Origin of the sequence: Actinosynnema sp. NPDC059797, assembly GCF_042732085.1 — a bacterium.
Taxonomy (GTDB): Bacteria; Actinomycetota; Actinomycetes; order Mycobacteriales; family Pseudonocardiaceae; genus Actinosynnema.
In genome coordinates, this window is record NZ_JBHWIE010000004.1 from 83,431 (window position 1) to 98,269 (window position 14,839).

The 14,839-nt window shown below is 67.0% G+C and carries 19 protein-coding genes and 1 tRNA gene; 11 read left to right on the plus strand and 9 right to left on the minus strand.

Annotation, left to right across the window (positions count from 1 at the left end):
* The first annotated feature begins 188 nt into the window (after window positions 1-188).
* Window positions 189-1,874: a DUF262 domain-containing protein gene (locus tag ACFV4N_RS02665; protein WP_499670749.1), complete on the plus strand. Its 1,686-nt coding sequence runs from the start codon at window positions 189-191 to the stop codon at window positions 1,872-1,874.
* 83 nt (window positions 1,875-1,957) lie between these two features.
* Here ACFV4N_RS02665 and ACFV4N_RS02670 read toward each other — a convergent pair whose 3' ends face one another.
* Together ACFV4N_RS02670 and ACFV4N_RS02675 are read right to left on the minus strand one after the other, a co-directional pair.
* Window positions 1,958-3,241 carry an NsdA family TPR-like regulatory protein gene (locus tag ACFV4N_RS02670; RefSeq protein ID WP_499670750.1) on the minus strand — a complete coding sequence of 428 codons (1,284 nt, stop codon included), beginning with the start codon at window positions 3,239-3,241 and terminating at the stop codon, window positions 1,958-1,960.
* A gap of 26 nt (window positions 3,242-3,267) precedes the next feature.
* Window positions 3,268-3,723, minus strand: coding sequence for a hypothetical protein (locus ACFV4N_RS02675; RefSeq protein WP_499670751.1), 456 nt, complete (start codon window positions 3,721-3,723; stop codon window positions 3,268-3,270).
* Window positions 3,724-3,824: 101 nt separating this feature from the next.
* Between ACFV4N_RS02675 and ACFV4N_RS02680 the strand changes: the two genes are divergently transcribed.
* From ACFV4N_RS02680 to ACFV4N_RS02710, 7 genes are all read left to right on the plus strand, one after another.
* Window positions 3,825-4,679, plus strand: coding sequence for a helix-turn-helix domain-containing protein (locus tag ACFV4N_RS02680; RefSeq protein ID WP_499670752.1), 855 nt, complete (start codon window positions 3,825-3,827; stop codon window positions 4,677-4,679).
* On the plus strand, window positions 4,679-4,945 hold the full coding sequence (locus ACFV4N_RS02685) for an HC3 family zinc finger protein (protein WP_499670753.1): 267 nt from the start codon (window positions 4,679-4,681) through the stop codon (window positions 4,943-4,945). Before ACFV4N_RS02680 ends, ACFV4N_RS02685 begins: the two co-directional genes overlap by 1 nt.
* 7 nt (window positions 4,946-4,952) lie before the next feature.
* Entirely contained in the window at window positions 4,953-5,198 is a 246-nt protein-coding gene (locus ACFV4N_RS02690; protein WP_499670754.1) for a helix-turn-helix domain-containing protein, read from the plus strand.
* Window positions 5,195-6,178, plus strand: coding sequence for a hypothetical protein (locus tag ACFV4N_RS02695; protein ID WP_499670755.1), 984 nt, complete (start codon window positions 5,195-5,197; stop codon window positions 6,176-6,178). Before ACFV4N_RS02690 ends, ACFV4N_RS02695 begins: the two co-directional genes overlap by 4 nt.
* A 741-nt stretch (window positions 6,179-6,919) precedes the next feature.
* Entirely contained in the window at window positions 6,920-7,276 is a 357-nt protein-coding gene (locus ACFV4N_RS02700) for a helix-turn-helix domain-containing protein (RefSeq protein WP_499670756.1), read from the plus strand.
* 111 nt (window positions 7,277-7,387) lie between these two features.
* The gene (locus tag ACFV4N_RS02705) at window positions 7,388-8,338 is read left to right on the plus strand and encodes a tyrosine-type recombinase/integrase (RefSeq protein WP_499670757.1); all 951 of its coding nucleotides are present in this window, start codon (window positions 7,388-7,390) and stop codon (window positions 8,336-8,338) included.
* Window positions 8,305-8,562: a hypothetical protein gene (locus tag ACFV4N_RS02710; RefSeq protein ID WP_499670758.1), complete on the plus strand. Its 258-nt coding sequence runs from the start codon at window positions 8,305-8,307 to the stop codon at window positions 8,560-8,562. The genes ACFV4N_RS02705 and ACFV4N_RS02710 overlap by 34 nt, the downstream gene beginning before the upstream one ends.
* A 12-nt stretch (window positions 8,563-8,574) precedes the next feature.
* Here ACFV4N_RS02710 and ACFV4N_RS02715 read toward each other — a convergent pair whose 3' ends face one another.
* The gene (locus ACFV4N_RS02715) at window positions 8,575-8,934 is read right to left on the minus strand and encodes a transposase (RefSeq protein WP_499670759.1); all 360 of its coding nucleotides are present in this window, start codon (window positions 8,932-8,934) and stop codon (window positions 8,575-8,577) included.
* A gap of 39 nt (window positions 8,935-8,973) precedes the next feature.
* Window positions 8,974-9,438: a hypothetical protein gene (locus tag ACFV4N_RS02720; protein WP_499670760.1), complete on the minus strand. Its 465-nt coding sequence runs from the start codon at window positions 9,436-9,438 to the stop codon at window positions 8,974-8,976.
* A gap of 387 nt (window positions 9,439-9,825) precedes the next feature.
* Here ACFV4N_RS02720 and ACFV4N_RS02725 point away from each other — a divergent pair, with 387 nt between their 5' ends.
* Window positions 9,826-10,188: a peptidase inhibitor family I36 protein gene (locus tag ACFV4N_RS02725; RefSeq protein ID WP_499670761.1), complete on the plus strand. Its 363-nt coding sequence runs from the start codon at window positions 9,826-9,828 to the stop codon at window positions 10,186-10,188.
* 220 nt (window positions 10,189-10,408) lie between these two features.
* Here the strand turns inward: ACFV4N_RS02725 and ACFV4N_RS02730 are convergent, their stop codons facing one another.
* From ACFV4N_RS02730 to ACFV4N_RS02745, 4 genes are all read right to left on the minus strand, one after another.
* Entirely contained in the window at window positions 10,409-10,750 is a 342-nt protein-coding gene (locus ACFV4N_RS02730) for a hypothetical protein (RefSeq protein WP_499670762.1), read from the minus strand.
* Window positions 10,737-11,267 carry a hypothetical protein gene (locus ACFV4N_RS02735; protein ID WP_499670763.1) on the minus strand — a complete coding sequence of 177 codons (531 nt, stop codon included), beginning with the start codon at window positions 11,265-11,267 and terminating at the stop codon, window positions 10,737-10,739. Before ACFV4N_RS02735 ends, ACFV4N_RS02730 begins: the two co-directional genes overlap by 14 nt.
* Window positions 11,236-12,057, minus strand: a complete 822-nt coding sequence (locus ACFV4N_RS02740; protein WP_499670764.1) for a DNA glycosylase family protein — start codon at window positions 12,055-12,057, stop codon at window positions 11,236-11,238. The genes ACFV4N_RS02735 and ACFV4N_RS02740 overlap by 32 nt, the downstream gene beginning before the upstream one ends.
* Before the next feature lie 475 nt (window positions 12,058-12,532).
* A tRNA-Ala gene (locus ACFV4N_RS02745) sits at window positions 12,533-12,605 on the minus strand.
* Between the two features lie 123 nt (window positions 12,606-12,728).
* Here ACFV4N_RS02745 and ACFV4N_RS02750 point away from each other — a divergent pair.
* Both ACFV4N_RS02750 and ACFV4N_RS02755 read left to right on the plus strand, forming a co-directional pair.
* Entirely contained in the window at window positions 12,729-12,929 is a 201-nt protein-coding gene (locus tag ACFV4N_RS02750; protein WP_499670765.1) for a hypothetical protein, read from the plus strand.
* Window positions 12,926-14,020, plus strand: coding sequence for a phenylacetate--CoA ligase family protein (locus tag ACFV4N_RS02755; protein ID WP_499670766.1), 1,095 nt, complete (start codon window positions 12,926-12,928; stop codon window positions 14,018-14,020). The genes ACFV4N_RS02750 and ACFV4N_RS02755 overlap by 4 nt, the downstream gene beginning before the upstream one ends.
* Here ACFV4N_RS02755 and ACFV4N_RS02760 read toward each other — a convergent pair.
* On the minus strand, window positions 14,013-14,774 hold the full coding sequence (locus ACFV4N_RS02760; protein ID WP_499670767.1) for a DsbA family protein: 762 nt from the start codon (window positions 14,772-14,774) through the stop codon (window positions 14,013-14,015). The two genes, ACFV4N_RS02755 and ACFV4N_RS02760, sit on opposite strands and share 8 nt — an antisense overlap.
* Between the last annotated feature and the right edge of the window lie 65 nt (window positions 14,775-14,839).

Here is a 14,839-nt window from a genome sequence, read left to right on the forward strand (position 1 = left end):
TTTAGGCTAACGGGAGGGAGTATTGGGGCGCAGGTGCTGCGTCGACTATGAAACGTCCGTGGTGCATCCGGCGATGTTGCTGTGTGTCGCCTCCAGTCGGATCCGCAGGACTGCGGAGAGGGCTTCGTCGCGGCAGGAACCCACGAAGCGTGTCTAGGCACGGTTCCACCTGGTGCAAGGATGACCCCATGGCCGGCACGAAGATCCAGGCAGCCGAGCGTCCCATCGGCGACGTGTTCAGCGACGACTACCGCTTCATAATCCCTCGGTACCAGCGCCCTTACGCTTGGACGACCGAACAAGCTGGTGAGATGTTCGACGACCTGATGGCAGCCGCGTCCACCGGTGCCCCGCTCGACGTGGCCGACCCGTACTTCCTCGGAAGCATCGTGCTGGTGAAGGCGGAGAACGACGCGGAAGCGGAGGTCGTGGATGGCCAGCAGCGTCTGACCATACTAACGCTGCTGCTCAGCGCGCTGCGCTTGCACGTGGCCGACGACTTCGCAGCGTCTCTGGACGGCCGCATGTTCCAGAAGGGCGACCCCATCAAGGGGACGATCGACCAGCCGCGGCTCACGTTGCGCGAGCGCGATCATGGGTTCTTTGAAAAATACGTTCAGGCGCGAAGCGGTGTCGAACAGCTCCCGTCGCTGGCCACCGACAAGCTGTCGGACAGCCAACGCAACCTTGTGCGGAACACGGTCCTGTTTCTCGACCGCCTCGCCGCACTCGATCGGGGAGACTGTCACCGGCTGGTCTCCTTCATCGATCGCAACACCTACCTGGTGGTCGTGTCGACCCAGGACTTCGAGTCCGCCTACCGGATCTTCACCGTTCTCAACGAGCGCGGTCTCGACCTCACGCACACCGACATCCTCAAATCCGAGATCATCGGCGCGATTGCCGAACCAGACCAGGATGCCTACACCAAGAAGTGGGAGTCGGAGGAGGAAGACCTCGGTCGCGCCGACTTCGCCGACCTCTTCTCCCACATCCGCATGGTGTTTGCGAAGACCAAGGCCCGCGAGTCGATTCTCAAGGAGTTCCGGTCTGCGGTCCTGTCCCGAGTGCCAGACGGCTGCCGGTTCATCGACGAAGTCCTGGTGCCGCTCTCGGATGCGTTCGAGGTAGTCACCCGCGTCGACTACAAGGCCGCCACCGGCGCTGACACGGTCAACGGTCTGTTGCGCTGGTTGAACATGCTGGACAACACGGATTGGATCCCCCCGGCGATCCGCTACCTCAGCGACCCGGCGATCGACACCGCGACGTTTCACCAGTTTCTGGTGGACCTTGAACGGTTGGCTGCCAGCATGCTCATCCGTCGCGTGGACATCACCCGACGAGTCGAGCGCTACGGTCGCGTGCTCGAGTCGATCGAGGCGGGCGCGGACCTGTATAAACCCGGATCGCCGCTCCAGTTGGATGAGACCGAGCGGAACGACACCCTGCGCCGCCTCGGCGACGAAATCTATACGGTCACCCGAGTTCGGTTGTATGTACTTCTGAGACTTGACTCCGCACTGTCGTCCGGCGGCGCCAGCTACGACCACCCGCTGATCACCGTCGAACACGTCCTGCCGCAGACTCCTGGTACGGACAGCATGTGGAGATCTTGGTTCACCAACGAGGAACACGGCTATTGGGTCCACCGGCTGGCGAATCTGACGCTTCTCGCCCGGCGAAAGAACACTCAAGCCAGTAACTATGACTTCGACATCAAAAAGCGCAAGTACTTCACGACCAAGAACGGGGTATCACCCTTCGCGTTGACCAGCCAGGTGCTCACTGAGCAACAGTGGACGCCCGCCCTGCTCGATCGTCGCCAACGGGAACTCCTGTCGACTCTGGCCGATCTGTGGAGGCTGGAATAGAACATAAGTAGCGGCTTACCGCCGCTGACAGAATTTACAGTCGACCGGCTGCCCCTGTCGGGAATTTTCCGAATGCCTTCGACTTATCGGCCTACCAAGGTGTCGTGAATATGGTCGTCCAGTTCGGCGACGATGGCTTCGGTGCGCCATGGGCGTAGGCGGTTACGTGCGCGGCGGATGCGTTGAGCTGGGACTCGGCCTCCAGTGTTGGCGGTGATGTCCACTGCCTCGTGGAGATGGGCGACGCAGGCTGTCACGTCGCCAAGACCGAGACGGGCCATGGCGAGGTCGGTGGCGCCGATGCCTCGTTGGACGGCGTCGCGTGGGCCGGTGAGGCCGGCGAGGGAACGGGTGAGCAGGTCGTTGGCGCGGTGGGCTTGGCCGCTGTAGAGGGCGAACAGGCCCTCGAAGCCGCTGACGCGGTCGGCGTTGAAGGCGGCGAAGGGGTCGTCTGCCGAGAGTTGCTCCACGGTTTTCCAGGCTCGGTCAAGGGCAGTGGCTGCGACGGTGGCATTGCTCGCACGGGCTTGGACTTCGGCGTGGACGGCGTGGGCGCGGGCTCGGATGGCGTGGCTGGAGCCGCGGTGGGCGTCGTGGGTGGCGGCGCGGGCCAAGGCGAGGGCGGCGGTGAGGTTGTTGGTGGCGTGCAGGGTGACCATGGTGTGGCTGGTGCGCACAGCGGCCAGGTGGCTGTGGTCGGGTAGGCGTGCGGCAGTGGTCTCGGCGTCTTGGTAGAGCGCCATCGCGGTCTCGTCGTCGCGGGTTTCGAAGGCCAGGCGGGCGCCCAGGGTGTAGGCGTTGGTGGCTGTGGTCAGCAGGTCGGTAGTGGGGCCGGGCTGCGCCAGGAGTTTGCGGCAGGTGTTGAGAACTGGTGCGAGTTGGAGTTGCAGGCGGACGAACGGGGTGGATCCGACCTGTTGGTTGAGGTTGGCGACGGTGACGGCCAGGTGGTCGATCAGGTCTTCGGTGGGTTGTGCCGGGGTGCGTGAAGGTGCGTTCTGGGCGTGGGTGATGGAGTCGACGAGTCGGTCGACGCGTTGGGGCGAGGTGCCGAAGTGGCGGAGCGCGTCCAGGAGGGTGGCGAAGTCAGAACCGGCGCCGAGTGCCCACGACCCTGTTGAGGTCTTCGCGTATACCTGCGCGAGGAGGTACTGGTAGCGGTCGCCGGGCTTGGTGCGGTCGGTCGGGCTCTCCCAGCGGGCGACGGTGCGTTGGATGCTGGCTACCGGGAGGTTGCCCGGGGATGCCATGTCCAGGTCTCGGGCTGTGTCGCGCAGGGCTCGTGCCAGGTCTGCCCAGGACCAGCCGCGTGACTCGCGCAGCTGGCGCAGGATGGCGGCTCCGCGTTCGCCTTCGGCGGTGGTCATAGGGTCATTAGAGCATTCATTCCGCGTTAGACGGGTACTACCAATCGAGGTTTTCCCTGATCGGATGCATAGTTGAGGGTGTACCAGGTCCCCGAGGTCTGGTCGTTGCCTCGCGGAAAGCCGATGACGAACTCGCTCCGGTCGACCATGTAACGGTTGCGGGCGTGGTAGGCCGGTGTGTCGAGTGTGGGTGCCGCCAGTTCGACGACTTCAGTCAATCTGTTGCGTGAACGCCACGATGTGATTGCTGATGATGCGACTTCTGGCTGGTCGGCGACGGTGCGCGGGGCGACGATGGTCAGGGGTGCCGAGGTGTGTTCGGCGAGCCAGTCGAGCGTGGCGGTGTCGATGCCGACGGCACCTCCGATGTAGAAGTGTGCGGCGGCGAACGGTGCCAGGTAGTCGACGAAGAGCGAGTTGAGGCGATCGGCGTCGTTGGCGTCGATAGCTCGTGTTCCTGTGATGGTGATGTTGCGGATCATTGGGACGCCCCTTTCCTGGATGTCATCGGATGTCATCTGCCGTATGCGTGGTTCGAACGATCTCATGGCTCGGCAAGCCGTTCCTGTGTCGGAGGGGAGCCATGGAGACCGTTGTTGAAGAGAAGCCGTCAGCTCGGTTGAGCACCGCGCGCAGTCGGGAGTTGGGAGAGGAGCTGCGCCGGGTGCGTCATCGAGCGCAGATGTCCTCGGCGTTCGTGTCCGAGGCGTTGGGCTGGTCGTTGGGGAAGGTAAGCAAGTTGGAGGCCGGTAGCCGCGGGACGAGTGTGTGCGAGATCGGCACGCTGCTGGGGCGCTGTGGTGCGGATAAGGCCACACGGCAGCGGATCATGGCTATCGCCAGCGAGCCGGACACCGGCAGCTTCGTACGCCTGCACGACGGCTCTCCTGACTCGCTGTTGGCGCTGTCCTTGCACGAGCAGACAGCTCTGACCGTAGCCGCCTATGAGCCGTTGACCATCCCCGGCTTGGCGCAGACCGAGGAGTACACCCGTGCTTCCGGTGGTGATGAGGCGGTGGTCGAGGCGCGGATGGCGCGGCAGGAGGTGTTGCGTCGGCCGGGCGGTCCGGAGACGGTTCTCTACCTCCACGAGGCGGCTCTCCGACTGGTGGTGGGCGGTCGGGAGGTCATGCGGGACCAGTTGCTGCGCCTGACCTTGATGTGCGGCTGGGAGCGGATGAACCTACGGCTGGTGCCGTTCTCGGCTGTGGCCGATGCGGTGCTGCGGGAGCCGGGTGGCCTGCTGACCTTCCCGGCGCCGGTCAGGCCGGTGGCCTACACCGAGACCGCTGCGGCCACCGTCTTCCACGACGATCCACGGGCCGTGGCCGCCTACGAGGCCAAGATGCGGCGGTTGGGGCGGTTGGCGTTGAGTGTCGAACAGTCGCGGGTGGTCTTCGCCCGGTGGGCCGATGCCTACGACCGGAAGGTCCGCTGATGGCGCTGCGTCCCTTCCGTTGGCTGCCCCATGACGGTCGACGCCACGCTGTCGATGTCGACCTGGTGGCGCATGACCAGGCCACCACGTTGTGCGGCGAGGAACTCGTCATCCCGGCTGCTCCAGCGACGAAGCAGGAGTGGTGCTGGCCTACCTGTGTCGACTGCGACGTGGCGTGGCGGGTTGTTGAGGGCATCCCGCCGTTCCCTCGCCAGAGGTCAGGTTCTCCACATGTTCGTTCGACGACCCCGCAACACCAGGTGTAGGTCTGCGATGTCCTACACCATCAGGCTTCGCACCTGTGAGTTCGTCCAGGCGGCGCGTTTGGCTCGCTTGCACTCCGATTACGCCCTGGCGCGGAGAATGGAGGTCAACCGCTCCACCGTGACCCGCGTGCTCAAGGGGGATCTTCAACCCGGTCCTGCGTTCGTCGGTGGTGCGCTGGCCGCGTTGGGCAAGCAGTTCGACGACCTCTTCGAGGTGGTCCGGGTTGCTCGACCCGGTAGGGGCAGTTCGTGATCGGCGACCCCTCCGAGCTGCCCGACCTGCGGCTGCGGATGCGCGAGCACGTCATGACCACCGAATGCGGCTACGAGCTGGTGCGCCGCCTCGTGGCCGGTAGGAGCGCGGTCCTGCCTCGGCTGACCGGGCCGCCGGAGATTAGACGGGCGAGGGCTGTGACCGGTGCGCTGCTCCTGACTCGGCGTGAGGCCCACCGCCTGGGTGAAGCGCAGCTCTACTGGGTCGACCGAGACATGACCGCGCTGACGCTGGCCGCTGCGGATTGCCCGTCGAGGGAACCGGTCGCGGCGCGTCGGATGCCCGCCGAGGCCGGACTGGTGGTGTTCGCCGAGCCGGTCGACGACCAAGGCGGAGAGCAGATCCTGGCTGTGTCCTGGTCCCATTGGATGCCGCAGCACCTCGATCTCGACGACAGGTCCGGCTTGATCACCTGGAGGTTGAACACGCCCGGTGGCGAGGTGCCGCTGCACCCCGGGTTCGACGGTGTGTGGCTGACCTGCTGGTCACCGCAGCTCGTCCCGCTGGCGGAGTCGGTGTTGCCGTTCGGTCAGCCTTTGGTACCCCTGCTGTCAGCGTTCGGTAAGAGGTGGGAACACGTCGTCTACACGGCCTGGCAGCTCATGACGCAGAACGGTGGCACCCGCCTCGCCGAACTTGAGGAACTTCCTCGTTCCCGGCATGGGCGCAAGCGAGACCAACGTGCGGGCGTCGACGACGCAGGTACTGTTCGATTGGTTCGTGTCCACGCCCGTCGGCGGGACGCTGCGTCGGGCGAAGGTGAGGCTCCGCGGTGGAGTAGCCGGTGGCCCGTGCGTCCCTACCGGCGTAACACCTGTCTCAATTCCAGACTCCACGCTGAGGGCGGCTGCGAGCACGAGGAGCGGGTCGTACCTGCCCACATCAAGGGGCCGGCCGACAAGCCGCTCAAGGTCAACACAAGGGTTCACGTCTGGGACACAGCGCCCCCTGAACCTTGATCAGGTCTCCGTACGGTCACTTCCGTTGGGGGTTCCTATGGGGGATCCCATTGGGGATCAGGTCGGGGATCCTATTAGAGCGCCACCCCTTGCCAGAGACATAAGAGCAGGTCAGTAGGGCCGCAGGGGGATCCGCTGGTATACCAGACTCGCTTGCCTGCAAGCCCAAAGCAACATCTGGTCGGGCGGCGGCGCGGAAAGTCGACGGGTGCACGGCCATTGGAGGCCGATTTGGGGTCCAAGAGTGAAGGAGTGCAACGTGCCTTCTCGATGTTCTCGAAGGAACCCAACGGCTCACCTGCTGGCCCGCTTGACGCGATGCCGGCCGTTGACGGCATCGCTGCGGCGTGCTCCGGTCGTCGCCCGGTGCAGCCGCCCAGCGAACGCCCTGCGGGCGACACGCGCGTAGTCGGAGGCTCGCGTGGGCGCAGCTCGACGGCACGAGGTGTTCTGGATGCTCCCCCGTCGACCACTGGAACGACGCGGGCATGACGATCCTGACCCCGGCCGAGGACGACTGGTACACCCACCACGACGGCCCGTCGAACACCTCTCCGGACCGAGCCGTGAAGCCTGAACCTCGACCGGCTCGATCGGTGCCTTGAAGCCTTGAACCTGCCCCGTGTCGGTGCGAGGCACCGTGCCGAACACCTCTTCCTACCTCATCAAGCCTCTGATCAGCGGTTATAGGACGCGGTACCGGTTTGGTAAGAGGTCGGTACCTGTCCGGTCAGTCCACCTATGTCACCCGTCCGGTGGAAGCCGTCGAGAAATCTGGTCGGCACGTGTCCCCCAGTGGCCCTTATTTCGGAGTTCTGGAGTGTCCACAGCACTCGTCCGCCTCCGGAGGACTCCGTGTCCCGTCCAGATCCCGACCCCTACCGCCTGCTCCATACACCCGCCGAAGCGGCGGCGCTGCTGGCCGTCCGCGAGTCATGGCTTCGCCGCAAGGCTGGACGTCGGGAGATCCCATGCACCTTCCTCGGCAAGCACCTGCGCTTCTCCCCCGACGACCTGGCCTCGATCGCCCGGTCCGGTGCTCGTCCGGCACGCTCCCTCCGATCACCGGCCAGGCGCGGCAGGCCGTTTCCAGGCTGACGAAAGTTCTTGTGCCGCAACGCTTGCATTGCTCAGCCACTGGAGCGTTCATCCTCCTGTCACGCCGTCACCATCACACCACCACCGACGAAAGGGCAGCACATGGCCTGGGTGGAGCAGTCAGGAAGCAACCACTGGCGCGTCCGGTTCCGCCGCGACGACGGCACCATCGGCTCCATTCCCGGCTTCAGGAGCGAGAAAGCCGCCCAGGACCACGCCAACGACCTCGAATCCGACCAACGCCGCGGCACCTGGCTCGACCCCACCGGCGGACGCACGACCGTGGAGGAGTGGCTCACCGACTGGTGGGACGCCCTCGACGTCGACACCCGCACCGAGGACAACTACCGCAGCATCGTGCGCAACCACATCGTGCCCCACTGGGGCAGCACCGCCCTGGCCGACATCACCAACCTCAAGGTTCAAGCCTGGGCCAAGCAACTGCGCGCCGGACGCCTGTCGCCGGTCACCGTCGCCGGGTTCGTCAAGCTGTTCTCCCAGATCCTCACCGACGCTGCCGAGGACAAGCTCATCATCGCCAACCCCATCCGGCCCCGGCGACGCGGACGCCGCAACCACGTCGCCCGCATCCCCGAGAAGGTCTGGGCCCAACCCGCCGAGGTGTTGCGCATCGCCGACCAGGTCGCCGCCTTCTACGGACCGGTCGGAGCCATGCTCGTGGTCACCGCGGGCTGGACCGGCGCCCGCTGGGGCGAGCTGACCGGCCTGCAACGCCACAACCTGCACCTGTTCGACGACGACACCGGCTCCCTCATCATCGACCCCCAGAACGGCGCCCTGCACGAATCCGCCGGCGGCAGGCTCTGGCTCGGCCCTCCCAAGACCGACACCTCCGCCCGCACCATCACCCTCAACCCCTCATCGTCCGACTCCTGCGGGCACACCTCGACCACCACGTCCACCCGCACGTCTTCACCACCCCCGAGGGCGCGCTCCAGCGCCGCAGCAACTTCAGCAAACGCGCCATGCGCCCCGCAGCCGACGGCAACCTCGACCAACCCCGCGCGGTGCTGCGCCTCGAACCGGTCAAGCCCGGCCTGACCTTCCACGGCCTGCGCCACAGCCACAAGACGTGGATGATCGCCGACACCATCCCCGAGATCGCCCAGTCACTCCGACTCGGCCACATCCTCAAAGACCCCGTCCAACGCACCTACTCCCACGTCGCCCCCGAAGTCACCACCCGCCTGCTCCAGTGCCTACAGGACCGCTGGGACAAGGCCGTCATCGACGTCGGTGACAGCACCTGGCGCAGGATGACGTAGCCCTGCGCGGTCTCATCTGCTACGGACGCTGTACGGCCGGTATTGGCCGCGTCGTAGGACGCGTCGGGCCTCGTGGGCGATGCGGTCTAGGAAATCGGTGAACACGGCGGCGGTGAAACGCTCGGTGGAGACGGCGGAGCACAACGCGCCGCGCGAGGCGACCGCGGACATGACGTTGATCTGCAGGCGCTTGCCGGTCACCCGCACGATCGGCGTACGGCCCCTCGACTCCCACGGCCGGCCGGGCGGGGCGTCAGCGGCATCCGAGCGCAGCACGCACTGGTCGGCCCAGGCGATCGCGGCGCTCCCGGACTTCGAGCCTGCCTCGATCTCCGGGTAGTCCTCGACCCGCCCAGGCTCCAGCGCCGCCACCACCCGCAACCGCTTACTTTTAATCCAATAAAAATCAAGCTAGTCGCACCAGCGGTAAGCGGATTCCCCGGTAGCCGCCAGGGTGTGCGCCCTGTTCCACACCGTGCCTATGACTCGCACGCACTGGCCCGGCGCGTACTTGTAGACAGGTCCAGCGTAGTACTCGAAGTCGTCTCCTTCGCCCTTCACGTTCGTGCCCCGGACTTGAATCCCGACGTAGGTGAACGACTTGACGCCGACGTCCACCGATTTGATCAAGGCGACGCAGTTCTTCTGCACGGCGCTGTTGTACATCATGTAGGCATACCCGTAGATCGGTCCGTCGTTGGGCCTCCTGATGGCGATCCGACCGCCGTCGAGGACGTAGTAACCCGAGCCGCAGACATCGCGGGGCGTGTACGGGTTGGCTTCGGCCGTAGCCGTCGGCGCGGACACGGCCACGAGCGCGACTGACGTGACCGCTGCCAACACCGCGCGGACGGACAGCCTTCTGAAACCGTTCAACGAGATCCCCTTCCGGCACCTTCGTCGGATTCTGTTCGAAGGGCCCAGTATGGGACGGCCGTCCGCGCCGACGACGCTGGGCAATACCTGTTCACCCGCTCGGCCCAATGAATTCCGCAGCGCGCTACCAGGGGTGGGTCCACTGAGGCATGAATGTCACATTGGAACGGTCGACGCGAGCGACAGCGCCGCCCCGCGAACATCTCAACCGGCCTTACCGGACCAAACCGATCTACCATGCTGTCCAGCGCCAACCTTCACGCACGAGCGCACGCTCCCGGCACCGGCGGTTGGCTGACGTATACCACTGGGGAGGCAGTTCAGACGCACGTCGACTGACTTGCGTTCGCTGTGCCACCCACGACGAAATGAGGAAACCTCGTGCGAATGGGGAAAGCCATCGCCGCCGCGTCGATGGCGGTAGCGCTGACCGGCGCCACGGTCGTGCCGGCCCAGGCTGCGACGGGCTACGACCGTTGCCCGTCCTTCAGGATGTGCGTGTTCACGGGCCCCAACGGGTCCGGCGTCATGGCGGCCTTCGCGGTCGGTGACAGCAACCTGGGCGACAGCAACGGCCCTACCGGGATGAACAACAACATCGAGAGCTTCTTCAACAACAGCGGCCACCACTGGGACTTCTGGGACCTGCCCGGGTACGACGGGGCCATTCGGCACTCGGAGCCGTACGTCGGCGGCAAGAACTTCGGCGACGCGTGGGACAACCGGGTCTCGTCCCTGCACGACTACTGACAGTCGCTCCTGAGCGCCCGTTTTCGAGCTTGAGCGGGTGAAGAGTCCATGAGGGAACTCCTGGCGGGGCGGACGTTGTCGAAGCGCCGCTCTGCCAGGAGTTCCGCACTGTAGCCGGCCATCGCCGCGAACAGGGCGCCCCGGCCCTCCGGACGGACCGGCGGTCGCGGAGCTTCAGGAGATGTGACCTGTCGGCTCTTGATGCCGTTGCGCGTGCTGGTCAGAGCGACCCGGCCTTGGACGTTCGGCTCCCCACCCGCACGGCGGGGGCTGAGGTGAACCGGACGTCGGTGCCCTCCCCCGTCACCGTGACCGACACCCGATCTCCCACGGGCACCTGCTCCACCCTGGTGGGCAGTTGGTAGCTCCAGCCGCGCACCTCCACGTCGTCGACCGCGGCGAACCTGAGGTGGAACCGGACCCAGTCGTGCTCGGGTGGTGCTTCCCACGTCCGGCGGGCGGCTTCGTCCAGCGGTCCTTCGAAGTACGCGGTGATCGCTTGGCCGCGTTCGTCCCAGTGCAGGGCGTAGAGCTCGAACGCCGAGAGGTCAGATGTGCTCATGGTAGGTGTCGATCTCCGGTCCGGGGACTGCCGTGTACAGCCGCTGGTCCAGCCTGCTCGTGAACTCGTGCGGCCCGTCGTCCACCGCGTCCGGCGGCGAGTTGTGGGCGCTGACCTTGCCGAAGCGGAACTGCTCGGCGCACGTCAGCGTCAGGCGCAACGACTCGCCGGTCACCGACACGGCCAGCCTCGCCATCGGCCGTTCCTCGAACTCGACCGAGACGGTGGCGGGTAGCACTGCACCGGACAGCCGGACATCGTCGACCGCCAGGAACCCCAGGTGCGCCTGCACGCGGCTGCAACCGGGCACGTCCGAGGCGACCGGCAGGTCGACGCGCAGCGTGCAGCCGGGGCCGCGACGCTCGAACCGGATCGACCGCAACAGCAGGCCGGTGAAATCCGGTCCCTGCGGGTAGAACCGGGCGAGCGACTTCTGGTCATTGGACAGGAGTCGTTCTGCGACGGTGAGCAGTGCTGCGAATGCGTCAGACGGCGACGGCTCCTGAGGTGTTGGCATGACGTACTCCCCATGCGAGTGTGAGCAGCGTCCAAGCTGACAGGTCCTTGCCCGCCAACCGTGCCCAGAGGCGGGCGAACTCCGGTTCGGTTTCGGGCCAGGTCCTCCTGGTCGAAAGGCGCCCCGACCAGGTGCGCACAGCCAGATCAGCGTACGGGTACAGCGAGTAGTCGTTGGTGAGATCGGCGACGGTCGCGCCCGCGGTCCACGGGCCGATGCGCGGCACGCTCTGCACCTCGTCCAGTAGGACGGCCGGGTCGAGTTCGGCCCACTTCGCGCCGAACTCCAGCACTGCCTCGGCGGCGGCTTTCAGGGGGCGGCGCTTGAAGGCCATCCCCAGGGCGGTGAACTCGTCGTCCGGGAGCGCGAGGACGGCTTCCGGTGTCGGGAACAACCACGCCAGCCCGTGAGGCGTGAGGACTTCCTCGCCGTGCGCCTCGCAGAACGCCCGGTAGAGCTTGCGCGCCTGACCCGCTCGGATCACCTGCCGGATGATCGACGTCGCCAGGGCGTCCCACAGGTCCGGGTTGCGCCAGCGCCCCACCGTGCCAGCCGCGCGCAGCACGTCCACCACCTCATCGGCGCCGGTCAGCCCATCCGGGTCGACGACATCGAGCACAGGAGCGCCCTCTTCACCCCGCACCGGGTGTGCCTCCGCCCGGTTGCCACCGGTCCCCGCAGGTGTGCAGGTCAGCACCCAGGTGGAGCTTCCCGAACGGACGACGCGATAGGCGGTTCCACCTGCCGACAACCAGGAGGGATGGTCGGTCATCACCGAGGACACGATCACAGCGAGCTCCCTGTGGCGGGTTGGCAGCCACCCATGATGCCGAGACCCCTCCGCCGTCCCGGGAGATCGGCCGGTGTGGCGGATTCACGAACGAGTTGTCGAAGAAGTTCGCCGCCGAGGCTCAGCCGCGTCGTCGTGCGCGGCGACCACCGCCGTCCTCGCGACCAATAGACAGACCAACCACGGGTTCGGGCACCAGACGCCCACTGACGGCCGCACCGGACCATCCTGGGGTCATTGAACCGGCGCCGGACATTGACGGCGGCCACGGCGCCCGAAAAGTCCCCAGGCAGATCCACCCAGCCGGGTTAGTGAGACCTGGAGCACACGGCTGACAACATTTCGCGCGGAGCGCACCCCTGCTCCAGATTTGCTCCAGTTCAGCAGGACCAGTCCACAATGGACCTAAAAGCAAGATCGCCCGCTACCTGCATTACCGCAGGTCAGCGGGCGATTCTCATACCATGTTCACTTGTGGAGCTGAGGGGACTCGAACCCCTGACCCTCACACTGCCAGTGTGATGCGCTACCAGCTGCGCCACAGCCCCGTACTCCCCACGTTCCCGGCCGGTTCCCCCGCCGTTCTCGTGTGGCAATACCGTACATCACCACCCCCGTTCCGACGAAATCGGGGGTACCCCTTCCGCATCCGGCCTGCTAGACCGGGGTGCATGGGTCCCGTACCGCTCGTCGAGCCCGAGGCCGAGGGCATGTCGCCCACCGCACGGCGCGCCCTCCAGGAACGCCGGTTGCGCCGGCTCCTCACCCTCCTGCTCGACGCGGGCGGGGTCCAGGCCGAGCGGCTGCGGGACGTCGGTGTCGCGCGGGCCCGGGACGTCCGGTTGACGACCTGCCGGCGCTGCCGTTCGTGACCAAGCAGGACCTGTGGGACCACTACCCGTTCGGTTTCCAGGTCGACGACCGCGTCGTGTGCGTCCACGGGTCCTCCGGGACGGGCGGGAGGCCGACCCTCGTCCCCTACACCGCGCAGGACGTGGACGTCTGGGCTCGGGTGATGGCCCGCGCGCTCGGTGGGGCCGGGGTCACCCGCGGCAGCCTCGTCCACAACGCCTACGGCTACGGGTTGTTCACCGGCGGCTTGGGCGTGCACCACGGCGGGATGCGGTTGGGGGCCACCGTGGTTCCCCTGTCGGGCGGCATGACCGAGCGCCAGGTGCGCCTCATCGCCGACCTCGAGCCGGACGTGTTGTGTTGCACGCCTTCTTACGCGATCCACCTCGGGGAGGCGCTGAGGGCCGCCGGCGTGGGCTCGCCGTTCCGGGTGGGGCTGTTCGGCGCCGAGCCGTGGACCGAGGGGATGCGCCGGCAGGTCGAGGAGCTGTTGGGCGTCCGGGCGCTGGACATCTACGGGCTCTCCGAGGTCATCGGTCCCGGGGTGGCGTGCGAGTCGTTGGACTCCGACCGCATGCTCAACGTCGCCGAGGACCACTTCCTGGTGGAGGCGGTGGACGAGGGCGGTCGGCCGGTGCCGGACGGCACGCCGGGCGAGCTGGTGTTCACCACGGTGACCAAGACCGGGATGCCGTTGCTGCGCTACCGCACCGGCGACGTCGCCTCGCTCGCGCCTCCGGTCCCGGGCGCCCCCCGGACGCTCCGGCGCATGAGCAAGCTGTTGGGGCGGCGGGACGACATGCTCGTGGTGCGCGGCGTCAACGTGTTCCCCACCGAGGTCGAGGCGGTGGTCCTGGCGGACGCCCGGGTGGGTCCGCACTACCTGGTCGTGGAGGACCGGCGGGACGCCGGGCGGCCCGAGCTGCGCGTGGTGGTCGAGAGCGGGCACGACGTGGCGCCCGACCTCACCTCCGCGCTCCGGGAGCGCCTCGGCGTCACGTGCCGCGTCGTGGTCGTGCCGGTCGGCGCGGTGCCCCGCGCGGAGACCGGCAAGGCCCGGCGGCTGGTCCGGTGGGACGGGGGACCGCCGCCGGTGGCCGGGCTCACCTGACCAGGTTGGTCAGCCAGTTCTCGTCGCCGAAGTCGATGACCTGGCCGTCCTTCATCACGGTCGGCGTGCCCTTGAACTGGCCGCCGGCGCGCAGCTCGTCGAGCCCGGACTGGGCCTCGGCCTCGTGGGTCCCGCCGTCGACGCACTGCTTGAACGCGTCACCGGTGATGCCGAGGTCCGTGCCGAGCTTCACCAGCTCTTCCTTGGTGTAGCCGGGCCCGCCCTCGTCGGGCTGCCGGGCGAACAGCGTCTCGTGGTACTCCCAGAACTTGCCCTGGTCGGCCGCGCACAGCGCCGCGTTGGACGAGTCCCGCGAGTAGCCCTCGGGGTCGGAGTACCGGATGAGGAACGGCAGCGCGTGGTACCGGACGCGCAGGTTGCCCGCCTCGACCTCGCTCTTGATCTGCGCGCCGTAGATCTCCTTGAAGTTGCGGCACGCCGGGCAGAGGAAGTCCTCGTACAGGTCGATCGTGGCCTTGGCGCCCTCTTCGCCCACGACCACGACGGCGCCGTCGCGCTCGACCGGGGCGGAGATGCCGGTGATGCCCGCGGGCGGGGTCAGGGCCTGGTCGTCGTCCTTGCTCTGGGCGGTCCAGATGACACCGCCGATGACGACCAGCGCCAGCACCGCCACGACGGCGATGCCGAGGACGACCTTGTTGCGGTCACCGCCTCCGGATCGCGCCGCCGCCACGACCTGCGCCGCCTGCTGCGCCTGCTTCTTCTTCCGAGCGTTGCGCTCCGCGCCACCCACTTGTCAGCCCGTCCTTCCCGGTCCGCTGCGCCCGCAGGCTACCGAGGGATGCTGAGCGGAACCTG